This window comes from Bradyrhizobium sp. Pha-3 (genome assembly GCF_042258325.1).
Lineage (GTDB): Bacteria > Pseudomonadota > Alphaproteobacteria > Rhizobiales > Xanthobacteraceae > Bradyrhizobium > Bradyrhizobium elkanii.
Genome location: NZ_CP170151.1, coordinates 3124866 through 3147723, shown reverse-complemented (window position 1 = coordinate 3147723; position 22858 = coordinate 3124866). Strand labels below are relative to the sequence as shown.

Genomic DNA, 22858 nt, shown 5'->3' with positions numbered 1-22858 from the left:
GATCGAAAACATTTGACAGACTGATGGGGCTCCTTCCTCGCAATGAGCTGCGACAACGGGCCTCCTTAGGCTGAATCAGCGGTTTACCATTTTATTGTCTTTCGCCGACGCCGGAAACGCACTCTCGCGCCGCTCGGCTCTGACCGGACTTGCGGCGAGTTTTGTTGCTGCGTCGGTCAAGTGGAGTTGGGCTGCCGAGAGTGGCGGTGGTCCGGTCTTTTCCGCTGGTGGTCCCGATGCAGAGCTTTACGGCGCCACCGAGGACTATCCGGTGAAGGATCGCTGGCGCGTTTACCAGCCCGGCAATCCGGCTTCGCCAAAATACCGCGTCGGGGCATTCAGTCACTACGACGAGATATTTCCAACGCGCTTGGTCAATCGCGCAGCCACGGCCTGGCCGTTCAAGCGAACGCAGGTGGATATCAGCTACCAGTACAAGGGAAGCCACTCTTCGCTTGCGGATTATCTGTCGCGCAATCCGGTGACGGGTCTGCTGATCGCAAAGGACGAACGGATTCTGGTCGAGCACTATCAATACGGCCGCACCGATCGAGACCGGCTGATATCGCAGTCGATGGCAAAATCGATTACGGGCATGCTGGTCGGTATCGCGATCTCGGAAGGCGCGATTGAATCTATCGACGATACCGCGGAGACCTATGTGCCTGGCTTGAAAGGCACCGAATATGGCGCGACGCCGCTCCGCGCGCTGCTGCACATGTCGTCGGGCGTGGAGTTCGGCGAGCAGGCCGACGAAGGCAAAGGCAGCGGCCGCGACCTCGATCGCTTGTGGGTCGACATGGTGCGCAAGCACTGGTTTTCCAACAAAGGCACCGTTGCCAGCATCGCGCAATTCAATCGGCGGATCGCGCCGCCGGGTACGCAATTCCGCTACGCCAGCATCGAAACGGATGTGCTTGGTCTGGTGCTGCGTTACGCAACAGGCAAATCACTCTCCGACTATCTCCAGGAAAAGGTGTGGCAGCCGATCGGCACGGAAGCCGATGCCAAATGGCTGATCGACGCGGAAGGCTATGAAGTGGCGCACGGCTTCTTCAACGCCGTGTTGCGCGACTATGCCCGGCTCGCCCGCCTGCTCGCCCACGACGGAGCATGGGAAGGCAAACAGATCATCCCGGCGCGATGGATGGTCGATGCAACCACGGTGCGCGCTTCCGACGGCTATCTGAAAAAGGCCGAGGGAGGGTTCGGCTACGGCTATCAGTTCTATCTGTTTCCCGGAAGCCGACGGCAATTCGCAATGTTGGGTCATCTCGGGCAGCGTATCCTTGTTGATCCGCCCTCGAAGCTGGTCATGGTGCAAACCGCCGTCGATGAAAAGTCCCCCGAAATCTGGCGACTATGGTCGGGCGTAGTCGCGCAGTTCGGGCAGGCTTGATCGGGGTGCTTATTCCGTCTCAATCCGGGACCATGGGAGCAACGCGGCGTACTCGCACAATAAGGCACACTGACAGCTGATGAAATTGGCGGGAGCTTGCGTTGCTCGAACATCAGGTGTCCGGCGGCCCGAGATGGTGGCGGTCTCGACTTCCGCTCTGGGTCATAAGCCGCCGATAACTACCGAACTGGGCAACTTCCGCTTTATGACGGGAAGCCGACGGTTATGAGTACACGGCCTAGCACTACTTTGGCAGAATCTGTTTGCGCCGGTGTTTTTCAAGGATTTGTTTTCGGCAGTATGGACACCGTTGAGACGGTGGCCGAAGGATGAGATCGACGATGGCGTGACGCACGGCGGGCATGGTTGGCTGAGGCGGAGGCCCGTTGATTCTTTTTTTTCCGCCCCGCGTATGCGAGGCGGCGATGTTGCAGGAAGGCGTAGGCAATCATTGTCATCAGGGCGTGGCGATGAAGACCCTGCCATGATCGCCCTTCGAAGTGATCAAGTCCAAGCTCCTCCTTCAACTGCTGATGCGCCTGCTCACAAACCCATCTTGCCTTGATAGTGGCGGCCAGTGTGCGCAGATCCGTCGCCGCAGGGAGATTGGCGAGATAGTATTTCTTCTCCCCCGAGGCTCGTTGCTCGCCAATGAGCCAGGCCTCGTCGCCTGGGAGATGCTGCTGACCCTTGTCCCAAATCCGCTGCGGAGGGCCGTCGGCGGTGCGGACACGGAGAGCAGCAAATCGGGCTTTCAGCCGACCTTTCGTCCCGCTGCGCCAACTCACGGTTTTCCATTTGGCGCTGGCCAGCATGTGTTCTGCCGCAATCGATAAGATATCTGGTACGTGGTGCTTTCGTGGTTTCCCGCGGACTTTGGTAATCGGCCAAATGAGCTTCACATTGACCGGATACACCTTGAGATGCCGAGGGATGCCGACGGCCCAGGCCAGCCCGCGTGCCGTTAGCCCTTGTCGAAACGGCGCGCTGAGCCCGTATCCTGCATCCGCCAGCACACATCCAAAGCGCACGTTGGCTGCCATCGCGCGGTCAATCTCGGCCAAAGCAATTTCCGGCTTGGACCGTGCCGTTCGGTGTTCGACCGGCACGCGAGCGCGCTTTAGACGAGACAGGTCGCTCGTCCAACTGTCGGGTAGAAAAAGACGCAACGCGACCATCACCGGCACTTCACCTCGCGCAAGCGTCAAAGACACCAGCGTTTGGCAATTTGCCGTTTTGCCGAGAGCCGATGCATATTGAGCTGCAACACCAACCGAACGTTCACCCTTCTTCGGGATCGCGGTGTCATCAATAACCAGCACCGCATCGTTGCCGCCGACAAGCCGGTCGGCCTGGTTGAGCAACTCAGATTCCAGCGCTGACGCGTCCCAGACACCATCGGCAATGAAATGGTGCAGCTGATCGTAGTTGCCGGTTGCGAGGCGTTCTGCCATCGGCTGAATGCTCTTGCGATCGCCAGGACCGATCAATCCCGCAACGTACAGGGGACACATCCGCTGCCGCGTCTTATGACCCAACCGGTCCAAGAACGGCATCAGCCAGCGTTCGAGTTCGTCTTCCCATTCCGCCATGGTCAGCCCTCCAAGAGCCGACCACCCATGAATCATTGAAAAATTGATTCGGGAATCCTAATAAAAAGCCGAAATCCAACAATCTGCCAAAGTAGTGCTAGCACTACTTTGGCAGAATCTGTTTGCGCCGGTGTTTTTCAAGGATTTGTTTTCGGCAGTATGGACACCGTTGAGACGGTGGCCGAAGGATGAGATCGACGATGGCGTGACGCACGGCGGGCATGGTTGGCTGAGGCGGAGGCCCGTTGATTCTTTTTTTTCCGCCCCGCGTATGCGAGGCGGCGATGTTGCAGGAAGGCGTAGGCAATCATTGTCATCAGGGCGTGGCGATGAAGACCCTGCCATGATCGCCCTTCGAAGTGATCAAGTCCAAGCTCCTCCTTCAACTGCTGATGCGCCTGCTCACAAACCCATCTTGCCTTGATAGTGGCGGCCAGTGTGCGCAGATCCGTCGCCGCAGGGAGATTGGCGAGATAGTATTTCTTCTCCCCCGAGGCTCGTTGCTCGCCAATGAGCCAGGCCTCGTCGCCTGGGAGATGCTGCTGACCCTTGTCCCAAATCCGCTGCGGAGGGCCGTCGGCGGTGCGGACACGGAGAGCAGCAAATCGGGCTTTCAGCCGACCTTTCGTCCCGCTGCGCCAACTCACGGTTTTCCATTTGGCGCTGGCCAGCATGTGTTCTGCCGCAATCGATAAGATATCTGGTACGTGGTGCTTTCGTGGTTTCCCGCGGACTTTGGTAATCGGCCAAATGAGCTTCACATTGACCGGATACACCTTGAGATGCCGAGGGATGCCGACGGCCCAGGCCAGCCCGCGTGCCGTTAGCCCTTGTCGAAACGGCGCGCTGAGCCCGTATCCTGCATCCGCCAGCACACATCCAAAGCGCACGTTGGCTGCCATCGCGCGGTCAATCTCGGCCAAAGCAATTTCCGGCTTGGACCGTGCCGTTCGGTGTTCGACCGGCACGCGAGCGCGCTTTAGACGAGACAGGTCGCTCGTCCAACTGTCGGGTAGAAAAAGACGCAACGCGACCATCACCGGCACTTCACCTCGCGCAAGCGTCAAAGACACCAGCGTTTGGCAATTTGCCGTTTTGCCGAGAGCCGATGCATATTGAGCTGCAACACCAACCGAACGTTCACCCTTCTTCGGGATCGCGGTGTCATCAATAACCAGCACCGCATCGTTGCCGCCGACAAGCCGGTCGGCCTGGTTGAGCAACTCAGATTCCAGCGCTGACGCGTCCCAGACACCATCGGCAATGAAATGGTGCAGCTGATCGTAGTTGCCGGTTGCGAGGCGTTCTGCCATCGGCTGAATGCTCTTGCGATCGCCAGGACCGATCAATCCCGCAACGTACAGGGGACACATCCGCTGCCGCGTCTTATGACCCAACCGGTCCAAGAACGGCATCAGCCAGCGTTCGAGTTCGTCTTCCCATTCCGCCATGGTCAGCCCTCCAAGAGCCGACCACCCATGAATCATTGAAAAATTGATTCGGGAATCCTAATAAAAAGCCGAAATCCAACAATCTGCCAAAGTAGTGCTAGGCCGTTGCGAGCGGCCTGACCCGCAGCGCGCCGCGCAGGCCGGCGCCGGTGCCGAGCATGATGCCGGCGATTGCGATGAAGGACGACAGCGAGAGCGTCGACAGTCCGGTCAGCCCCTGCCCGACCGAGCAGCCGAACGCCATCACGCCGCCCGCGCCCATCAGCGCGGCGCCGCCTGCCGAGCGCAGCATGTGCTGCGGCGACCGGTAGCCTTCGAGCTGGAAGCGCCCGGTGGCAATGGCCGTGATCAGGCTGCCTGCGAACACGCCGAACACGGTGACGATGCCAAAATTCAGCGTCGAGCCGGTCGACAGCATCACATATTGCAGGGCGTCGGCGATCGGCGCGATGAAGGTCAGCGACGTCACCGGCACCGGATTGAAATCATCCGCGCCGAGATAGCCGGTCGCGTACCAGCCGCCCGCCACCAGCAGGCCGACGATCACGCCGGCCGCAACCTGGCCCGGCGACTTGCGGAATGGCGCATGGGCGAAGGCAAAGATGATCAGGACGGCTGATAGCACCGACGCCGCGACCATTCGCGCCGGCACAGCGCCGAGGCCGGTGCTCGCCAGGAGTGATGGCACCGAATTGGCGGCGACTGTTGCCTGCGAGGCCTGCACCATCGCGATCCGCGCCGGGGCGATCAGGCCCTTCAGCGTCATCTCGGCGAAGATGCCGAGCACGATCACGACCACGAAGGAGCGCAGATTGCCGCGCCCGAGCAGCACCAGCGCTCGGGAGCCGCAGCCGTTCGACAGCACCATGCCGTAACCGAACAGCAGCCCGCCGAGGAACATCACCGGCGCCGAGAAGGACGGCTGCAGATAGATCGACTTGCCGAGATCGACGAGGCCTGCCGCCGCCAAAAGCTGCGAGGCGGCGATCGCAACCCCCATCGCCAGCGCATAGGTGCGCGCCAGGCGGCCGTCGCCCTCCGCCCACCAGCCGCGCAGGCCGCTCATCATGCAGAAGCCGCTGAGCAGCCCGACCGAGCCATAGATCAGGCCGATGATCAGGGCGGCGAGGATGACGATCGTGGCGGGGTCCATGCGGGTTCTCTCGGCTCTCTCGTCATCACGGCCGCAGGATCACGCGGTCACGCGACGAGCCTGCCACGGCAACAAACGCCGCCTTGGCCTGTTCCAGCGGATAGATCGCGCCCGGCTTGATCGGGAATGGCTTCAGATGTCCGCCGGCAAAGCCCGGCGCAAGCTCGCGCAACACCTCGCCGGTCGCAACCGACGACAGCGCAAGCGTGTCGATGCCGACATAGGTGTGCTGGCCGCGGTAGAATTCGAGGATGTTGAACTGCACGATGCGATCGACCGCCGCGATCAGGATCTGGCGGCCGCGCAGCGCCAGCGACTTGTGCGCGGCCTGGAAATAGGGATCGCCGACCGTGTTGTAGACGATGTCGGCGCCCTTGCCGCCGGTCAGCTCGCGCACGCGAGCGGCGACATCGGTGGTCGAGGCATCGATCACTTCGACCGGCGAATTGCTGTGGCCCTCATAGGGCTCGCTCTTGCGCACCACGCCGATCACGCGCGCGCCGTGCCAGCTCGCGATCTGCACCGCCGCCTGCCCGACCTTGCCGTTGACGCCCATCACCAGCACGCTCTCGCCCGTCTTCGGCAGGCCGGCGCGGCGCAGGCCCTCCATCGCGGTGACGAAGGGCACGCCGATCCCGGCGGCTTCGTCCCAGGAGATGCCGGCGGGCTTTTCCACCACGGCATCGTGCTCGACCGCCAGATGCGTGGCATGGGTGCCGTCGCGGCGGATGCCGAGGTCGCCGGACGAGCCGAACACCTCGCGCCCGATGAATTCAGCCGGGCCATCGATCACGACGCCGGCGTAGTCGCGACCACTGGTGCGCGGGAAGACGGCATAGGGCATCAACCCGGTCGCGGCTTTCACGTCGGATGGATTGACCGCCGCCGCCTTCACCTCGATCAAGACGTCGTTGTCGCCGCGCGAAAGTGCATGAGTCTCGACCACCGGCGCCACCGCCGCCGCGTCCTCCGCCTTCGTCAGCAGGCGCACGCAGCGGGCGTCGACGGAATGACGGTTTGCTTGCGGGGCCGGCGGCATCAGCGTTCCAGTCCTGGTCATGAAGCGCGCTGTTGAAGCGCGCGGATGGTGGCGGCCAAGTGGCCTCCGGTCATGACTAATCGACTGACCGATCAATTCAAGGGGCTTGTTGCGGCCGGCGGTGTCAGAGCTTCGGCGGCGGGGCCGTACCCAGGATCGCCTCGATCGACAGGCCGAGCCCGAGCAGCCTGGCATCGCTGCCGACCGGACCGTCGAGCTCGAGCCCAACAGGCAGGCCATCGGACGTCATGCCGGCATAGAGCGACAGCCCGGGAAGGCCGGCATTGCTGCCGGGATCGGTGTTGCGGATCATGGTGCCGAAGGTCGGCACCGGCGCGCCGCCATTGACCGACATCTCGCCGGATCCATTCTTCTCGTCGATGACCGGTGCGGGCGCGATCGTGGTCGGAAACAGGATCGCATCCAGCCTGTTGTCCCTGAGATACGCGGCATAGATCGCCTGCAGCGCCGGCCGCTGCACCTTGATCGCATCATCATAGGCGGCACCGAACGCGTCCGCCGTGATGGCATCGAAAGCGCCGACGACGTCGGGACTGGCAACGGCGGCCGCGATGTCGGACAGCGTGATCCCTTCAATCCCGGAGGCGGCGAGCCAGGCCGGGATATCGGCGATCGGCTCGTGCAACGCGACCACAAACGACACCTTGCCGTTCTGCTCAAATAGATCGGGCATATCGACATCGACCAACACCGCGCCGGCCGCCGAGAGCCGGGCGCAGGCTGCGCGGGCGACGGCTTCGACATCGCGATCGAGGCCGCTCCAGAAGCATGCGGGAATACCGAGACGCACGCCGCGCAGCGGGATGCTCGTTGCCAGCGGCGTGCCTGTCATCACGGCATCGAGCAGCGCGACATCGGCGACCGTGCGTCCCATCGGGCCGACGGTGTCGCGGGTATGGCTGATCGGAACCACCTGGTTGTCGTCGTGATAACGCCGCTCGGCGCCGCCATTGCCGACGGAAGGCCGAAGGCCGACGGTCCCGGTCAGCGCCGCGGGCACGCGGGTCGAGCCGCCAGTGTCCGATCCGAGGCCACAAGTGGCGATGCGCGCGGCGATCGCCGCCGACGTTCCGCCCGACGACCCGCCCGGGATCCGGCTCGTGTCGTATGGATTCCGTACCGGTCCCGCGAACGGCGCGAGATTGGTGCTGGTGATGCCGAAGGCGAGCTCGTGCAAATTGGTCTTGCCGATGACGACCGCACCCGCGTCGAGCAGCTTCTGCAGCGACGGCGCATTGCGCGCAGGCCGTGCGTGTTGCAGCGCTGGCGTGCCGCCGGATGTCGGCAGGTCTGACGTGTTGATGTTGTCCTTCACGACGATGGGAAGCCCGGCCAACACGCCGGTCCGCATCCCGGCATCGACCTCGCGCGCCGCGGCAAGCGCGCCCTCGCGGTTCAGCACGATGAAGGCGTTGAGGTGCTTGAGCCGCTCCGCACGATCGAGTGCGGCCTCGACGACGCTGAGCGCCGTCACCTTGCCGCTGCGGATACCAGCCACGATTTCCGCGGCGGTTGCTTCATTGGTATCGGCCATGGAAACCCCGCGCCTCTCGGATTGCGGGCGAGAGGCTATTCTTTCGGCCGCTTGTCGTAAACACGTTTCGCCTTGCCGAGCGAACGCTCCAGCGTCTCGGGCGCAACGACGCGGACGCGGGTGGAGATGCCGATCGTGTTCTTGATGAAGGCGGAGACCTTCTCGGCATGCGCGGTCAGCCCTTCGCCGTCCCAGCTCTCGGGCCGGGCTTCGGCGAGCACCGTCATCTCGTCCATGCGGCCCTCGCGGGTCAGCTCGATGACAAAGTGACCGCCGCACCAGTCGGTCGCCAGCAGCGCTTCCTCGATCTGGGTCGGGAACACGTTGACGCCGCGCAGGATGATCATGTCGTCGGAGCGGCCGGTCACCTTCTCCATCCGCCGCATGCCGGGCCGCGCCGTGCCGGGCAACAGCCGCGTCAGATCGCGGGTGCGATAGCGGATGATCGGGAAGGCTTCCTTGGTCAGCGAGGTGAACACCAGCTCGCCCTTCTCGCCGTCGGGCAGCACCTTGCCGGTCAGGGGATCGATCACCTCGGGGTAGAAGTGATCCTCCCAGATATGCAGACCATCCTTGGTCTCCACGCATTCCTGCGCGACGCCGGGACCGATCACCTCCGACAAGCCATAGATGTCGGTGGCGTCCATGTCGAACGCCTGCTCGATCTCGACGCGCATCGCGTTGGTCCAGGGTTCGGCGCCGAAGATCCCGAACTTCAGCGACGATTTGCGCGGATCGAGGCCCTGGCGCTTGAACTCGTCGAGGATCGCCAGCATGTAGCTCGGCGTCACCGTGATGATGTCGGGCCGGAAGTCGTTGATGAGCTGCACCTGCCGCTCGGTCATGCCGCCGGAGATCGGGATCACCGTGCAGCCGAGCCGCTCGGCGCCGTAATGCGCGCCGAGGCCACCGGTGAACAGGCCGTAGCCATAGGCGTTGTGCATCAGCATGCCGGTGCGGCCGCCGGCGGCGCGGATCGAGCGCGCCATCACATCCGCCCAGGTATCGATGTCGGCCCTGGTGTAGCCGACCACGATCGGCTTGCCGGTCGTGCCGGAGGACGCATGGACCCGCACCAATTGCTCGCGCGGCACCGCGAACATGTTGAAGGGATAATTGTCGCGCAGATCCGTCTTCACCGTGAACGGGAATTTGGCGAGATCGGGAAGCTGCCTGAAATCGGACGGGTGCACGCCGGCGGCATCGAACGCCTTCCTGTAGTGCGCGACATTGTCATAGGCATGCTTGAGTGACCAGGCCAGCCGCCTGGTCTGCAGCGCCATGATCTCGTCGCGGGAGGCGCGTTCCGCCGCATCCAGCTCGGCGTGATAACCGCTATCCCTAACCTTGAGCTTTGCCGTTGCCATCGACGTTTCCCCTGAAGCCTTTATCCCTTGATGTCCGTGTCGGGCAGCCAGGTGCCCGGTATCACGCGCGAATGCCCGCGGAATTCGGCGATCACGCTGTCGCCGGACGTCACGCTCACGTCGTAGATTCCCGAGCGGCCACTGCGCGAGATCTCGCGCGCGGTCGCCACCAGACGATCCCCGAGCTTGCCGGGCCGGATGAAAGTGACATTGCCCTGCGCCGCCACCGCGCGATCGTTGCGGCTGTTGCAGGCAAAGGCGAAGGCTGAATCGGCCAGCGTGAAGATGTAGCCGCCATGACAGATGCGCTGGCCGTTGACCATGTGCGGCTGCACCGTCATCGCCATCACCGCCTGCCCCGGCCTGATCTCGACGAGCTCCATGCCGAGGCCCTTGCTGGCGTCGTCTTCCTTCCACATCGCGTCAGCGCAGGCGCGGGCGACATCCTCGGGCGATAGCGTGGCCTTCACGTTCACATCGAACTCCCTGTGCGCGGGCCCGTTGCTGAGGGCCTCTTGGTGTCAAATCAGTGTTGGGCGCGACACCTTGGGTGTCAACGCGCGCGAGCAGAATTAGACGTGGTCGTAGTCGACCACGACCTTCTCAGAGCACGGCTTGGCCTGGCAGGTGAGGATGAACCCCGCCTTCAGCTCCCACGGCTCCAGCGAATAATTCAGATCCATCGGCGCCTCGCCTTCGACCAGCTTGGCGCGGCAGGTCGAGCACATGCCGCCCTTGCAGGCGAACGGCAGGTCCATGCCGGCGCGCAGCGCGGCGTCGAGGATCGACTCGCCGGCGGCCACCGGCACCTCACGGCGCTTGCCGTCGATAATCAGCCCGGCAATCGCCTTCGGCGGCGCGCCGGCGGGAACGACGACCTTCGGCCGCGGCTTGCCGCCGAACTCCGACACGAAGCGTTCGACATGGATGCGCTGGTCGGCGATGCCGATCTCGCGGCAAGTCGCCTCGATGGTCTCGCTCATCGCGGCCGGGCCGCAGACGAAGACGTGATCGACGGTCGCAGCCGGCACCAGCGAGCGCAGCAGCACCCGCACCTTCTCGCCGTCGAGCCGGCCGTGCAGGATCGGAATGTCCTGCTCCTCGCCCGAGATGACGTAGAATACAGAGAGCCGCTGCATGAAGCGGTCCTTCAGCTCCTCCAGCGCCTCGCGGAACATGACGCCTTCGGTCGAGCGGTTGCCGTAGAACAAGAAGAATCGGCTGTCCGGCTCGCGCGCCAGCACGCCCTTGACGATCGAGAGGATCGGCGTGATGCCGCTGCCGGCGGCGAAGCCGACATAGGTCCGCGCGTCGCCCGGCGCGAGAGCGACGCCGAAACGCCCGGTCGGCGTCATCACGTCGAGCTCGTCGCCGGCCTTCAGCTCGTCGGCGGCCCAGTTCGAGAATGCGCCGCCGTCGACCTTCTTCACCGCGATGCGCAGCTCGCCGTCGTCAGGACCGGAGCAGATCGAATAGGAACGGCGAACTTCCTCGCCATCCATCGTGGTGCGCAGCGTCAGATACTGGCCGGGCGTGAAGAGGTAGTCGCCTTGCAGATCGTCGGGAATCGCAAAAGTCATCGAGATCGCGTCCGACGCCTCGCGGCGCAGATCGCTGACGGACAGGCGGTGGAATCGTGGTGTCGACATGGTCAATGACACTTGAAGTAATCGAAGGGTTCACGGCAGCTCTTGCAACGCCACAGCGCCTTGCAGGAGGTCGAGCCGAATTCGGACAGCAGCTCGGTATTGACAGAGCCGCATTGCGGGCACGCGACCGCCTGCTCGCCGAACAGTGCGCGGCGCGAGGAGCCCGGCAGCGGCGGCGCGATGCCGTATTCCCTGAGCTTGCGGCGGCCGTCCTCGCTCATCCAGTCGGTGGTCCAGGCCGGCGACAGCACAGTGCGGACCTTCGGCTTATGAATGCCTTCGCGCTCCAGCGCGAGCTCGATCTCGAGCGCGATCATGTTCATGGCAGGACAGCCGGAATAGGTCGGCGTGATCGCGACCTCGACATGGCCGTCATGGACCGCGACATCGCGCAGCACGCCGAGATCGGCGATGGTCAGAACCGGGATCTCGGGATCGACCACCTGCGCGGCCGCGCTCCAGGCGCGCCGGCGCAGATCGGCATCGCTGAGCGCAACGGTCACCATGTCGCCCCAGGAAAGGTCCGCTGCATCGATTGCAGCTCGCTGAGGAGATGGCCGAGATGTTCGCTGTGGCTGCCGCTGCGGCCGCCCTGCTGCATCCAATCGCTCTTCGGCAACGACAGCGTCGCCTCGTTGATGATGCCGGTGACCGTCTTCAGCCAGCGCGGCTGCAGCGCCGCGGGATCGATCGCAATGCCGACGTCGATCAGGCCGCGATCGCCGTCGTCGACCGCGAACATCTCGCCGGTATAGGCCCAGAGATCGTCGATCGCGCCCTGCGCGCGGCGATGGCTCTCCTCGGTGCCGTCGCCGAGACGGACGATCCATTCCGACGAATGCCTGACATGATAGGCGCTCTCCTTCTCCGACTTCGCCGCGATCGCGGCCAGCGTCGGATCGGACGAGGCCATCATTGCGCGCCAGTACAGATCGGCGAATGCCGCATAGAAGAACTGCCGCACCATGGTGCGGGCAAAGTCGCCGTTCGGCTGCTCGACCAGCAGCAGATTGCGGTACTGCCTGACGTCGCGCAAATAGGCGAACTTGTCCTCGTCGTTATCCTTGCCTTCGACCTTGGCCGCGTAGCTGTAGAGCTCACGGGCCTGGCCGAGCAGGTCGAGACCCATATTGGCGAGCGCCATGTCCTCTTCCATCGCGGGCGCATGGCCGCACCACTCGGACAGCCGATGGCCGAGGATCAGCGCATCGTCGGCGCGACGCAGTGCGTAGAGCACCAGCGGTGTTTCGGAGACTTCGATGTTGGCGGTTGCCATGGTCCCATATCCTGTATCAACACATTCGAGCCTCATCCTGAGGAGCGCCGAAGGCGCGTCTCGAAGGATGGGCTGCGGTCACTGCACGGGCCTCATGGTTCGAGACGCGCTGCGCGCTCCTCATCATGAGGGGGAGTGAAATTCACATATGCCCGACTTCGTCGGGGACGTCGTAGAAGGTCGGGTGGCGGTAGATCTTGGATTCCGCCGGCTCGAACATCATGCCCTTCTCGGACGGATCGGACGCGGTGATCGCGTTCGAGGGCACCACCCAGATCGACAGCCCCTCGCCGCGGCGGGTGTAGATGTCGCGCGCCGCCTGCAGGGCGAGCGTCGCGTCGGCCGCGTGCAGCGAGCCGACATGCTTGTGCGCGAGGCCATTGCGACTGCGGATGAAGACTTCCCAGAGCGGAACGTTCGGCGTGGCCATCTCTAGCGCTCCCTTATTCTGCGGCTTGCGCGAGCTGGCGGCGCTTGCGCTTCTCGGCATAGGCCATCGCGGCCTCGCGGACCCAGGCGCCTTCCTCATGCGCCTTGCGACGCGCGGCGAGGCGATCGCGGTTGCAGGGACCGTTGCCGGCAAGCACCTGCTTGAACTCGTCCCAGTCGATCGGGCTGTGTTCCCAATTGCCGTTTGCGTTCTGCTTCATGCCGGGATCGGGGATCGTCAGCCCGAGGAATTCGGCCTGCGGCACGGTGGCGTCGATGAATTTCTGACGCAGCTCGTCGTTGGAGAAGCGCTTGATCTTCCATTTGGTCGAGGCGTCGCTGTGCTGGCTGACCTGGTCGGGCGGACCGAACATCATCAGCACCGGCCACCACCAGCGATCGAGCGCGTTCTGCGCCATCGCCTTCTGCTCCGCGGTGCCGCGGCACAGCGTCACCATGATCTCAAAGCCCTGGCGCTGGTGGAACGACTCTTCCTTGCAGACGCGGATCATCGCGCGCGCATAGGGGCCGTAGGAGCAGCGGCACAGCGGGATCTGGTTCATGATCGCGGCGCCGTCGACCAGCCAGCCGATGGTGCCGATGTCGGCCCAGGTCAGCGTCGGATAATTGAAGATCGAGGAATATTTCGCCTTGCCCGAGAGCATCGCGTCGACGAGCTCTTCGCGCGAGGTGCCGAGCGTCTCGGCGGCGGCGTAGAGATAGAGGCCGTGGCCGCATTCGTCCTGCACCTTGGCGAGCAGCGCGGCCTTGCGGCGCAGCGACGGCGCGCGGGTGATCCAGTTGCCCTCGGGCAGCATGCCGACGATTTCGGAATGAGCGTGCTGGGAAATCTGCCGCGTCAGCGTCTTGCGATAGGCGGCGGGCATCCAGTCGTTCGGCTCGATGCGCTCGTCGGCATCGATGCGGGCCTGGAACTGACTGGCACGGGCAACATCCTCGACGCCGCGATCGTCGCCGTCGGATGAGTTGAGCGCCTGCGTATACATGGCCGACCTCCCAATGTGTTGTTAGGCATGAATATATAACATAAATTGCAAAATGCAATAGCTTTTTGTAATATGTTCAGACGCCCTCGAAGCGGCGCGCCACCGCCCCGTTGGGCTTCGGCAGCGGCCCGTCCTCGTTGGTTGCATGGTCGTCAAGCCATTGTTCCGACGGCGAAAGCAGCCCGCGATAGATCTCGCCGCAGAGTTTGCGCGCCGCCCTGCCCGGCCAATCCTTCGGCAGCAGCTGATACGGCAGCAGCGGATCGCGCAGCACGACCCGGCGGTAATGGTGGATCAAGAGAATGCGCGCGGTGAAGGCGTCGGCGTCGCTCAGCTGCTCGCCGCGGACGATTGAGCCGTGCAGCGGCTCGAACGTCTTCATGAACTTCAGATAGGCGTCCGCGGTGCGGTCGAGCGGCCAGCTCTCGCTGAGCAACCGGCGTCCGCTGTCGTCTTCCGCGGAGACTTCGAGACGGATCGCGCGCGACGCCTCAACGGGGATCGGCACGCCCGACGGCGCGACCCACACGCCGGGCAGCGGGCTGCCGAAGCCGGCATTCTTCAATGCCTCGCGCGCGGCGTCGCGGTCCTCGGCATTGCCGATCAGCAGCAGCTCGAAGCGGCCGGTCCAGTCCGACGGCGGCGGATCGTAGATGTGCCTTGTTGCGGTGTCGAAGGTCTGCCGGCCCCTGGCGTTGAGCCGATAGAAGCTGTTGCGGCCGACCTTGTTGCGCTCGAGCCAGCCATCGGCGGCGAGCCGCGACATCGCGGTGCGCACCACGTTGCCGTCGATGTCGAGCGACTTGAAGAATTCGAGCAGCGTGCCGAGCCACACCGAGCCGCCGCGCGGCACGATGGAATCGCCGAACACGGTGATGACGATCGAGCCGGTGCGTGACGGCTCGCGCTTCAGCTGATCGACGATGCGGGCAAGCGGCTGTGGCATGCGCAACGCATAGCGCGTTTTGTCGATTCACGACAATGTAGCCGCTCTAGCTTCTCCCTCGCCCCGCTCTTGCGGGGAGAGGGTTGGGGTGAGGGGCCGCTTCCGCAAATGCGGTGAAAGACGACACGTGGAGAGTCCCCCTCACCCGGATTGCTTCGCAATCCGACCTCTCCCCGCAAGCGGGGCGAGGTGAAGAGAGACCTTCGCAAGACCTACCGATTGGGATCGGGATAAACGATGCTGCGCCAGCCGCTGCGATCGAACGGCGCCCACTCGCCTTCCTTCTGCGCGAGGCGATCGGCGACCGCGTAGACCACGGCCGGGTGATGACCCATGCCGCAATGGCTGCTCTCGACCTCGATGCTGTCGGTCATCGACGAGGACTGCTCGCGGCAGCCCTGCCAGGCGCAGACGCCGTCGGTGCGGCTGAAGATCGCGGTGGTCGGCACCGGCGGCGCGCTGGCGAGCGAGCCGCCGAAACGGGAATCCTCCTCGTCGGCGCGGCGGCCGCTGGCCATCTCATAGACGCGCCAGGCGTTGGTCGACTTCGGGCCGGCGGCAAACGGGCTGCCGAGCGTGATCACCTGGCGCACGCGCTCCGGCATCATCTTGGCGAGCTGGCGCGCATAGAGGCCGCCGAGGCTCCAGCCGACCACCGAGACCTTGCGGCCGGTGGTTTCATTCATCTCCTGCAACAGGTCGACCATCCCGTCCTGCACGCCGGCGCGAAGCCCGAGATTGCGGCCCTGGCGCCAGCCGCTGACGGCGTAGCCCTTGCTCCTGAGAAAGTCGCGCAGCGGCCGGGTCGACATGTCGGAGGCAATCAGCCCCGGCAGCACCAGCACCGGATGCCCATCGCCGCGCGGCGCGAGGCTGAGCAGCGGCAATGCACCAAGAAAGGCGCCGAGCTCATGAATGGCGCGGCCTTCCAGAAACATCAGCGTCCTGGACGGCGGGCGTAGCGTCTGCGCAGCAACGGACATTTCAGCTCCTCTTCCGGCAGGGCCGCCGGCAATGGGACCAACGAGAATGGGTCAACGGAATTGACGCAAACCCGGCGGAATCGTTCCGCAACGCAACAATCGGTCCTGAAAAGCTAGGGAACCGGACACTTTCGCGCAAGCGGTCCAGGTCACACTTGCCACAACTAAAGTGACGTTCGTACCCAATCGGTCACAGCAGCCGCAGCGTGTACTCCAGGGTGTAAAGCGCGAGGCCGGCAAGCCCGCCGATCAGCGCGCCGTTGAAGCGGATGTATTGCAGGTCCTTGCCGACATTGACCTCGATCAGGGAGATCAGCTGCTCCATGTCCCAGCCCTTCATCTGGTCGGCGATGAAGCCCGAGACGCCGCTCTTCTGCTCGGCGACGACGGTGCGCAGGATGGCCACCAGGCCCTGATTGATCTCGCCGCGCAGGTCGGCGTCGCCGTCGAGCGCGTCGCCGGCCTCGACCAGCATTCGCGCCAGCTGATGCTGCAGCACCTGCGACTCGCCCGAGGCGCTGCGTTCGATGAAGTCCTTGACGTTGGCCCAGATGGTGCGCCCGAGATTGGCCAGCTCCGGCCGCGCCATCAAATCGCGCTTGAGACCGTCGATGCGATCGGCGAATGCTTTGTCGCTGCCCAGCCGGTCGACAAAGGACAGCAGCATGCGGTCGAACTCGCCGCGGAACGGGTGCTGCGGATCGTTGCGCACCTCCTCGAAGAATTTCGTGGCGGAAGCGATGATCCGGTTCACCACGAACTTGTCGGCGCGATAGAGCCGGAGCAGCGTCGGCATTTCGGCGCGGACCTTGTCGCGGATCACGGCCATGGTCTCCTGCTGCGTCAGCGTCTGGTGCAGCACGCGCAGGATGTCGTCGAGCAGGCCGCCATGTTTGCCTTCCTGCACGAAACCGCGCAGCGCGCCGGCCGCAAGCGGCGCGAGGTCGATCGAGAGCACCTGCGTCGTGACGCGGCGGCTGATGAACTGCATCAGCCCCGAGCTCTCGGTCGCCGCGAATGCCTCGGGCAGCATCCGCAGCACGAAGCGGGCGAGATCCTCCGAACGTTTGCGGTCGCGCAGCCAGTCGGCGATGAACGAACCGAAATCGATCTCGCGCAGCTTGGCCTCGACCGGCCCGGACTCCAGAAAATTGTTCTCGATGAACTCGCCGAGCTTCTCGGCGATGCGCGCCTGATTGCTCTGGATGATCGCGGTGTGCGGGATCGGCAGGCCGAGCGGCCGCTTGAACAAGGCGACGACCGCATACCAGTCGGCGAGCCCGCCGATGGTTGCGGCCTCGGCAAATGCCGCGATGAAGCCGAACACCGGATGCACCGGCAGCAGCGCCTTCGCTGCGACGAAGATGACGAAGGTTGCCGCCAGCACGCCGGTCGCCAGCCACTTGACGCGCCGCAGTTCGGCCGCGCGTTCGGCATCGACGGGCGTTGCGATGAGAGCGGCGGGAAGGGTCATGGGGACCTTCGACTGGACGACGATCCTCACCCTACAGAGCGCGGAGCGCATCTCGAAGGATGAGGCCCGTATGGTGGCCTCATGGTTCGAGACGGCACAAGAGCGCCTCCTCACCATGAGGAGATGTATGGGAGTGCGCCCAAAAAAGAAGGCCCGCAAATGGCGGGCCTTCGAAAGGGCAGTCGATCAGTGCAAGCGCGATCAGGCGGTCTTGCCGTAGACCTTGGCGAAGTTGTCCTGCGCGGTCTTCGCACCATCGGTGACGAGCTTGCCGAGATACTCGGTGGTGGCCTTCGCCCGCGAGACGAACAGTTCGCCACGCGCACGGGCCAGCTCCGACTGGATCTGGGCGGCTTCGCTCAGCGACTTGGCGGACGCGAGCTTGTCGATGCCGGCGAAGAACGCCTCGGCGTCCTGGTAGATCGCCTGCTGGATGTTGCGGCTGATCTTGGCGGCTTCGGTCACCGAACCGGCAACAGCGGACTCGATCACGTTGGTCACCTTCTCCGAGCCGGCATAGGCATCGGCAGCGCGGGTCTTGGCGGCCTCGGCCTGCTTCTTCACGAACTCACGGGCGGCTTCCGGAACTTCCAGGTTCTGAAGCTTGGTGAACGCCTCGGTGACGGGCGCGAAGGCTTCCTTGACGCTGTTCAGCACGGAATTGGTTTCGGTGGTCATTGGGGTCTCTCCATCCTCAGGTTTGAGCTATGGGCTCACCCCGTCCGGTTTGGCCCGGGGCAACGGTGTTATGACACACCTCATGGTGCGCCGCAACATTGATGTTGCAACGCGATATCACGAAACAGTGAACAGCATGAATATCCGGCAGATCGCCCAAGGAACCGGCAGCAAACGGTCCCTAATTACCACTGACCGCGTCGGACACCCCGTACGCCTCCATTTGGGCCCGGACCTGCGCCACATTGTGGCCCAGCACGACGATGTCGTGGGTCTTGCCCTCGACGTCGCGGACATGGTCACGCAGCAGGGCCTCCGCTTTGAAGCCGAGGCTTTCGAACAGCGCAATCGCCGCCCGCTGGTCGACTGTCATCTGCACCGAGAACTTCTCCAGCCCGGCACCGAGCGCGATGGCGAAAGTCTCCTGCGACAATGCCCGGCCGACGCCCTGCCCGCGCACGTCGAGCGACACCACCATCCGGATCTCGCCGACATGCGGCGACCAGGAGTGCGGATCGCGCACCAGGGTGCCGCAACCTACCACCTTGCCGTCCTTGATCGCGAGCAGGCTCGTGATGTCGCCGCGCTCGATCTCGTTGATCCAGGCCGACAGCACCTTCGGTTGGCTGATATTGCGCGGCAGGAACAAGAGATCATGCGTCGGCAGCTTCTGCGCGAAGGCCAGCACCGCGGCCTCGTGGTCCCGAATCATCAGGCGAAACTCGATGTCGCCCGCTTCGGTCTTGACGCGGCGCGGATAGGAACGTTGTTCGGTCATGTCGATCTCTCTCAAGTCGACCCTTCTTAGGTCGATCTCTTGCCCAGCCAGGAGTCCAGTTTCGGCCACAGCCGCTTGATTGCGTTGGCGCCGGCGACCAGCGAGACGTGACCGCCTTTCAGCATCACCTCCTCCTTGTCCTCGGAGCCGATCTTGGTGATCAGATGTTTTGCCGCATCATACGGCACAATGTGATCGTGCTCGGCGACCGCGTGCAGGATCGGCACCTTGATGTCGGCAAGCTTCGCCTCGCGGCCGCCGACCGTCATGGTGTCGTTGTAGAGCTTGTTGTCCCACATCAGGTCCTTGGTGATGGCGCGGAAATATTCGCCCGCGAGCGGCAACGTGTCGGTCGCCCAGCGATCGAACATCCGGTACGACTTGACGAACTCGTCGTTCCAGATGTTGTCCCAGAGCTGGATCTGGCCGACGACACGCGCGGCCGGCCGCAACATGTCGAACGATTGCAGGATCAGTTCGGGCGGCATGTTGCCGGTGCTGTCGATCAGCCGGTCGACGTCGAAATAGCGGCGGTCCGCGAAATTCGAGAACAGCTTCATCTCGCGGAAATCGATCGGCGTGGTGAAGCAGATCAGATTCTTCATCGGCCCGTCGTTGAAGATAGAGCCGTAGAGCAGCGACAGCACGCCGCCGAAGCAATAGCCGATCACCGAGACGTCCTTTTCGCCGGAATCCTGCTGCACCCGGCGGACCGATTCCGGAATGAAGTCGAGGACGTAATCCTCCATGCGCAGCGATTTTTCCTCGGGCTTCGGCGCAGTCCAGTCCAGCATGTAGACGTCGAAGCCGCGCTTGAGCAGGAACTCGATGAAGCTCTGCCCCGGCACCAGATCGAGGATGTAGCCGCGATTGGTGGTCGCCATCACGATCAGGACCGGCACACGATAGAGTTCGTCGGCCAGCGGCCGGTAGTGATAGAGGTTCATGGTGCCGCGCGAATACAGCACGTCTTTCGGCGTCGAGCCGAGCGACGGGCCGGAGCTCGAGAAATACTCGACGCCCTTGATGCTGCGCTGGATCGCGCGCTGCACCTCGGACTGGACCCGCTCGGAGATCGAGGCGAAATCAAAGGGGGTGGGAGCATTCATTTGCTGCCTCCCTCCGCTGGCGGCTGCTTGGTGCGCGGTGGCCGTGGCGTTGCGCCGTGGCCGTCGTCCGGCGCCAGCGAATTGTGGTGCACCTGCTGCAGCAGCGTCTTGATCTCGTTGAGCTGGTTTTCCATCGATTGCAGCCGCTCGGCCATGCCGACGAGCTGGGCGCGGCTCGGCAGGTTCATCGCCAGCAGATATTTCTCCATCAGCTCGCCGAGCTGCTTCTGCGCGCCGGCCGCGACGCCGCCGGCCTGGTTCATCACCTTGGAAAATTCCGGCGAGGTCATCAGCTGGTTGCCGAAGGAGTTGAACCCCTTCTCCATCTCGCCAATCATCGTCTGCCAGATCACGGCAGGGTCGTTGCCCTTGTCGGCCATGCGCGCTCCTCCACACCAAATCCGAGCGCTTGCCGCGCTTCCATTTGTTTCTGCCATACGACACCGTTGCTGCTGATCGGTCAACAGCGCGGCGCGACCAGCGACGCCGAGGCTCTTCTGCGCTGCGTCAATCCGTGGCATAGAGGTTCCTGACCGCGACACCAGCAGGGGACGCCCGTGACCACGCTCGCCCATCAGCCGCCGCAGATCATCCGCGCCAATGGCATCGACATCTGCTACGAGATTTTTGGCGATGCGAATGCCGAGCCGCTGCTCCTGATCATGGGCCTCGGCGCCCAGATGATCCATTGGGACGACGAATTCTGCCGCCAGCTCGCCGCGCGCGGTTTTCGCGTCATCCGATTCGACAACCGGGATATCGGCAAATCCTCCCGCCTGAGCGGCGGCAAGCGGCTGACCGCGCTCGAACTGCTCAAGCTCCGCTTCCTGAAGATCCCGGTCGCAGCGCCCTACAAGCTGGCCGACATGGCGAGGGACACGATCGGGCTGATGGATGCGCTCGGCATCCGCACCGCGCATCTGGTCGGGGCCTCGATGGGCGGCATGATCGCGCAGGAGGTTGCGATCACCTTTCCCGAGCGCGTGCGCTCGCTGACCTCGATCATGTCGACGACGGGCAATCCAAAGGTCCCGGGGCCGACCCGCGAGGCGACCGCATTGCTGATGGCGCCGCCGCCGAAGAGCAAGGAAGAGTATTTCGTCCGCTTCGGGCAGACCTGGAAGGTCCTGCGCAACGGCTCGTTCCCTGAAGATGAGGCGCTCGATCCCGAACGCGCGCGGCGCACCTATGAGCGCGGCCTCAATCCCGAGGGCGTCGGCCGCCAGCTTCGCGCCATCCTCGCCTCCGGCAGCCGCAAGGAGCGCCTGCGCGGCGTCAAGGCGCCGACGCTGGTGATCCACGGCACCATCGATCCGCTGGTGCATCCCGAAGGCGGCAAGGACACCGCGGTCTCGATCCCGGGCGCGAAGCTCGTGATGATCGAGGGCATGGGCCACGCCCTGCCGATTCCGATGTGGCCGCAGATCATCGACGCCATCGACAAGCACGCGCATGGCGCGGCGGCGAAGGCGGCGTGAGGCCGGAGCGTTTTCGAGCGAAGCGGATCCCGGTTCGCGTGAAGAAAACGCCCCAAAGCCACAATCGAGAGCCCGTCCCGATTCAATCGGAACGAGGCTCTGGTATCTTCCGGTAACCATGTGAGCCAGGAGTGCGTTCTTCCGGGCGCGGCATGGACGCTGTAGAGAGCGCTATCCACCGCTCAGCCACCGGGAGTCCCCAGATGAAGACCCTTCTCCGGCCACGGACAGCCGTCGCCGCTCTCCTCCTCGCGCTGACATCTACATCGGCAATGGCGGCCGCCGGCGAGGCGCAGCAGGAGGCCAACCGCAAGGCGGTGCTGGCGTTCTACGAGAAGGGGCTGAACCAGAAGGACGCCGACGCAGCGCTCGCCTATGTCGGCAACCGCTATGTGCAGCACAATCCCGGCGCGGCCGACGGCCCGGAAGGCTTCCGCAAGTTCATCGGCTTCCTGCGCGAGAAGTTTCCGAACTCGCACAGCGAGATCAAGCGCTCATTCGTCGACGGCGACTACGTGATCCTGCACGTCCACGCCGTGCGCGAGCCCGGCACCCGCGGCAATGCGATCATCGACATCTTCAAGCTCGAGGACGGCAAGATCGTCGAGCATTGGGACGTGGTACAGCCAGTTCCGGAAAACCCGGCGAACAGCAACACGATGTTCTGAGGCATCGTGACGGCTTGTGCTCGGCCACTGGCATGATCAGGCTGGCGAGCGCGCCGGGACGCCGGCTATTGCTTGACCGCGATCCAGATCACGTGGCGGACACCGCGGCCCCGGCCCGTGGCGCGGACGGCAATTTCGTTGACCGCGAACCCGGCCCGGGTCAGCGATTTCGGGAACCTGGCATTCGGACCGGACGACCAGACGGCGAGCACGCCGCCGCGCCGCAAAGCAGTGTGCGCGATCCTGAGTCCGGAGACATCGTACAGCGCGTCATTGGCCTTGCGGGTCAGGCCTTCAGGCCCGTTATCGACGTCGAGCAGGATGGCATCGAAGCTGAGCGGTTGGCGTTCGATCACGCTGGCAACATCCTCCTCCCGGATGCTCACGCGCGGATCGTTCAGGCTGTCGCCGAAGATCTCCGCCATCGGGCCTCGCGCCCAGGCAACGACCGCCGGCACCAGTTCGGCCACCACGATTCTCGCCTCAGGCCCGAGTACGGCGAGTGCGGCCCGCAGCGTAAAGCCCATGCCGAGGCCGCCGATCAGAAAATGCGGCCGTGCGACCTTCTCGATCTTCTTTGCGGCAAGCGTCGCCAACGCCTCTTCCGAGCCCGACAGGCGGCTGTTCATCAGCTCGTTGGTCCCGAGCATGATCGAGAATTCGCGGCCTCGCCGCATCAGACGCAATTCACCCTCGGTGCCGGGAATGCGCGCGGTATCGATCTTTTCCCATGGAATCATGCGGCGGCTTGTAACATGGCCGGCACCTCTGCCGTAGCCCGGATGAAGCGCAGCAAAATCCGGGGGCCGGTCGGTCCGCATCTGACG

General features: G+C 64.1%; 23 protein-coding genes. 3 read left to right on the top strand and 20 right to left on the bottom strand.

Annotated features, from left to right (window positions below; genetic code table 11):
- The first annotated feature begins 94 nt into the window (after positions 1-94).
- Complete coding sequence (locus ACE10X_RS14670) at positions 95-1399, top strand: serine hydrolase domain-containing protein (protein ID WP_375764280.1); 1305 nt, start codon at positions 95-97, stop codon at positions 1397-1399.
- 278 nt (positions 1400-1677) lie between these two features.
- On the opposite strand, the gene ACE10X_RS14665 is transcribed toward ACE10X_RS14670, so the two are convergent.
- From ACE10X_RS14665 to ACE10X_RS14575, 19 genes are all read right to left on the bottom strand, one after another.
- Positions 1678-3027 (bottom strand): IS701 family transposase, encoded by a 1350-nt coding sequence (locus tag ACE10X_RS14665; RefSeq protein WP_304556539.1) that lies wholly within the window; start codon positions 3025-3027, stop codon positions 1678-1680.
- A 101-nt stretch (positions 3028-3128) separates the two neighbouring features.
- A complete protein-coding gene (locus ACE10X_RS14660) occupies positions 3129-4478 on the bottom strand; it encodes an IS701 family transposase (protein ID WP_304556539.1) in 1350 nt (449 codons plus the stop codon).
- A gap of 61 nt (positions 4479-4539) precedes the next feature.
- Entirely contained in the window at positions 4540-5595 is a 1056-nt protein-coding gene (locus tag ACE10X_RS14655; protein WP_038383812.1) for a YeeE/YedE family protein, read from the bottom strand.
- A 25-nt stretch (positions 5596-5620) separates the two neighbouring features.
- Positions 5621-6655, bottom strand: a complete 1035-nt coding sequence (locus ACE10X_RS14650) for a zinc-binding alcohol dehydrogenase family protein (RefSeq protein ID WP_375764279.1) — start codon at positions 6653-6655, stop codon at positions 5621-5623.
- A gap of 103 nt (positions 6656-6758) precedes the next feature.
- A complete protein-coding gene (iaaH, locus tag ACE10X_RS14645; RefSeq protein ID WP_304556540.1) occupies positions 6759-8189 on the bottom strand; it encodes an indoleacetamide hydrolase in 1431 nt (476 codons plus the stop codon).
- Positions 8190-8224: 35 nt separating this feature from the next.
- Entirely contained in the window at positions 8225-9556 is a 1332-nt protein-coding gene (gene paaK, locus ACE10X_RS14640; protein WP_038383815.1) for a phenylacetate--CoA ligase PaaK, read from the bottom strand.
- 20 nt (positions 9557-9576) lie between these two features.
- Positions 9577-10032, bottom strand: a complete 456-nt coding sequence (gene paaI, locus ACE10X_RS14635) for a hydroxyphenylacetyl-CoA thioesterase PaaI (RefSeq protein WP_038383816.1) — start codon at positions 10030-10032, stop codon at positions 9577-9579.
- 96 nt (positions 10033-10128) lie between these two features.
- Positions 10129-11205, bottom strand: a complete 1077-nt coding sequence (gene paaE / locus ACE10X_RS14630; protein ID WP_038383817.1) for a 1,2-phenylacetyl-CoA epoxidase subunit PaaE — start codon at positions 11203-11205, stop codon at positions 10129-10131.
- Between the two features lie 2 nt (positions 11206-11207).
- Complete coding sequence (paaD, locus tag ACE10X_RS14625) at positions 11208-11711, bottom strand: 1,2-phenylacetyl-CoA epoxidase subunit PaaD (RefSeq protein ID WP_038383818.1); 504 nt, start codon at positions 11709-11711, stop codon at positions 11208-11210.
- The gene (paaC, locus tag ACE10X_RS14620; RefSeq protein ID WP_304556541.1) at positions 11705-12481 is read right to left on the bottom strand and encodes a 1,2-phenylacetyl-CoA epoxidase subunit PaaC; all 777 of its coding nucleotides are present in this window, start codon (positions 12479-12481) and stop codon (positions 11705-11707) included. Before paaC ends, paaD begins: the two co-directional genes overlap by 7 nt.
- Positions 12482-12623: 142 nt before the next feature.
- Entirely contained in the window at positions 12624-12911 is a 288-nt protein-coding gene (paaB, locus tag ACE10X_RS14615) for a 1,2-phenylacetyl-CoA epoxidase subunit PaaB (RefSeq protein WP_016842890.1), read from the bottom strand.
- A 13-nt stretch (positions 12912-12924) separates the two neighbouring features.
- Positions 12925-13917: a 1,2-phenylacetyl-CoA epoxidase subunit PaaA gene (gene paaA, locus ACE10X_RS14610; protein WP_038383820.1), complete on the bottom strand. Its 993-nt coding sequence runs from the start codon at positions 13915-13917 to the stop codon at positions 12925-12927.
- Between the two features lie 76 nt (positions 13918-13993).
- Positions 13994-14863 (bottom strand): phenylacetic acid degradation operon negative regulatory protein PaaX, encoded by an 870-nt coding sequence (gene paaX / locus ACE10X_RS14605; protein ID WP_304556542.1) that lies wholly within the window; start codon positions 14861-14863, stop codon positions 13994-13996.
- 212 nt (positions 14864-15075) lie between these two features.
- On the bottom strand, positions 15076-15846 hold the full coding sequence (locus tag ACE10X_RS14600; protein WP_038383823.1) for a triacylglycerol lipase: 771 nt from the start codon (positions 15844-15846) through the stop codon (positions 15076-15078).
- Positions 15847-16036: 190 nt separating this feature from the next.
- Entirely contained in the window at positions 16037-17320 is a 1284-nt protein-coding gene (locus ACE10X_RS14595; RefSeq protein WP_038383824.1) for a DUF445 domain-containing protein, read from the bottom strand.
- A gap of 201 nt (positions 17321-17521) precedes the next feature.
- Positions 17522-17998 (bottom strand): phasin, encoded by a 477-nt coding sequence (locus ACE10X_RS14590; protein WP_028331816.1) that lies wholly within the window; start codon positions 17996-17998, stop codon positions 17522-17524.
- A 181-nt stretch (positions 17999-18179) separates the two neighbouring features.
- On the bottom strand, positions 18180-18776 hold the full coding sequence (locus ACE10X_RS14585; protein WP_038383826.1) for a GNAT family N-acetyltransferase: 597 nt from the start codon (positions 18774-18776) through the stop codon (positions 18180-18182).
- Between the two features lie 26 nt (positions 18777-18802).
- On the bottom strand, positions 18803-19885 hold the full coding sequence (locus tag ACE10X_RS14580) for an alpha/beta hydrolase (protein WP_038383827.1): 1083 nt from the start codon (positions 19883-19885) through the stop codon (positions 18803-18805).
- Positions 19882-20265, bottom strand: a complete 384-nt coding sequence (locus ACE10X_RS14575; RefSeq protein WP_038383828.1) for a hypothetical protein — start codon at positions 20263-20265, stop codon at positions 19882-19884. Before ACE10X_RS14575 ends, ACE10X_RS14580 begins: the two co-directional genes overlap by 4 nt.
- Before the next feature lie 177 nt (positions 20266-20442).
- Here ACE10X_RS14575 and ACE10X_RS14570 point away from each other — a divergent pair, with 177 nt between their 5' ends.
- Positions 20443-21363: an alpha/beta fold hydrolase gene (locus tag ACE10X_RS14570; protein ID WP_038383829.1), complete on the top strand. Its 921-nt coding sequence runs from the start codon at positions 20443-20445 to the stop codon at positions 21361-21363.
- A 272-nt stretch (positions 21364-21635) separates the two neighbouring features.
- Entirely contained in the window at positions 21636-22031 is a 396-nt protein-coding gene (locus ACE10X_RS14565; protein WP_375764580.1) for a nuclear transport factor 2 family protein, read from the top strand.
- A 65-nt stretch (positions 22032-22096) separates the two neighbouring features.
- Here the strand turns inward: ACE10X_RS14565 and ACE10X_RS14560 are convergent, their stop codons facing one another.
- Positions 22097-22771 carry a spermidine synthase gene (locus tag ACE10X_RS14560; protein ID WP_038383831.1) on the bottom strand — a complete coding sequence of 225 codons (675 nt, stop codon included), beginning with the start codon at positions 22769-22771 and terminating at the stop codon, positions 22097-22099.
- Positions 22772-22858: the final 87 nt, after the last annotated feature.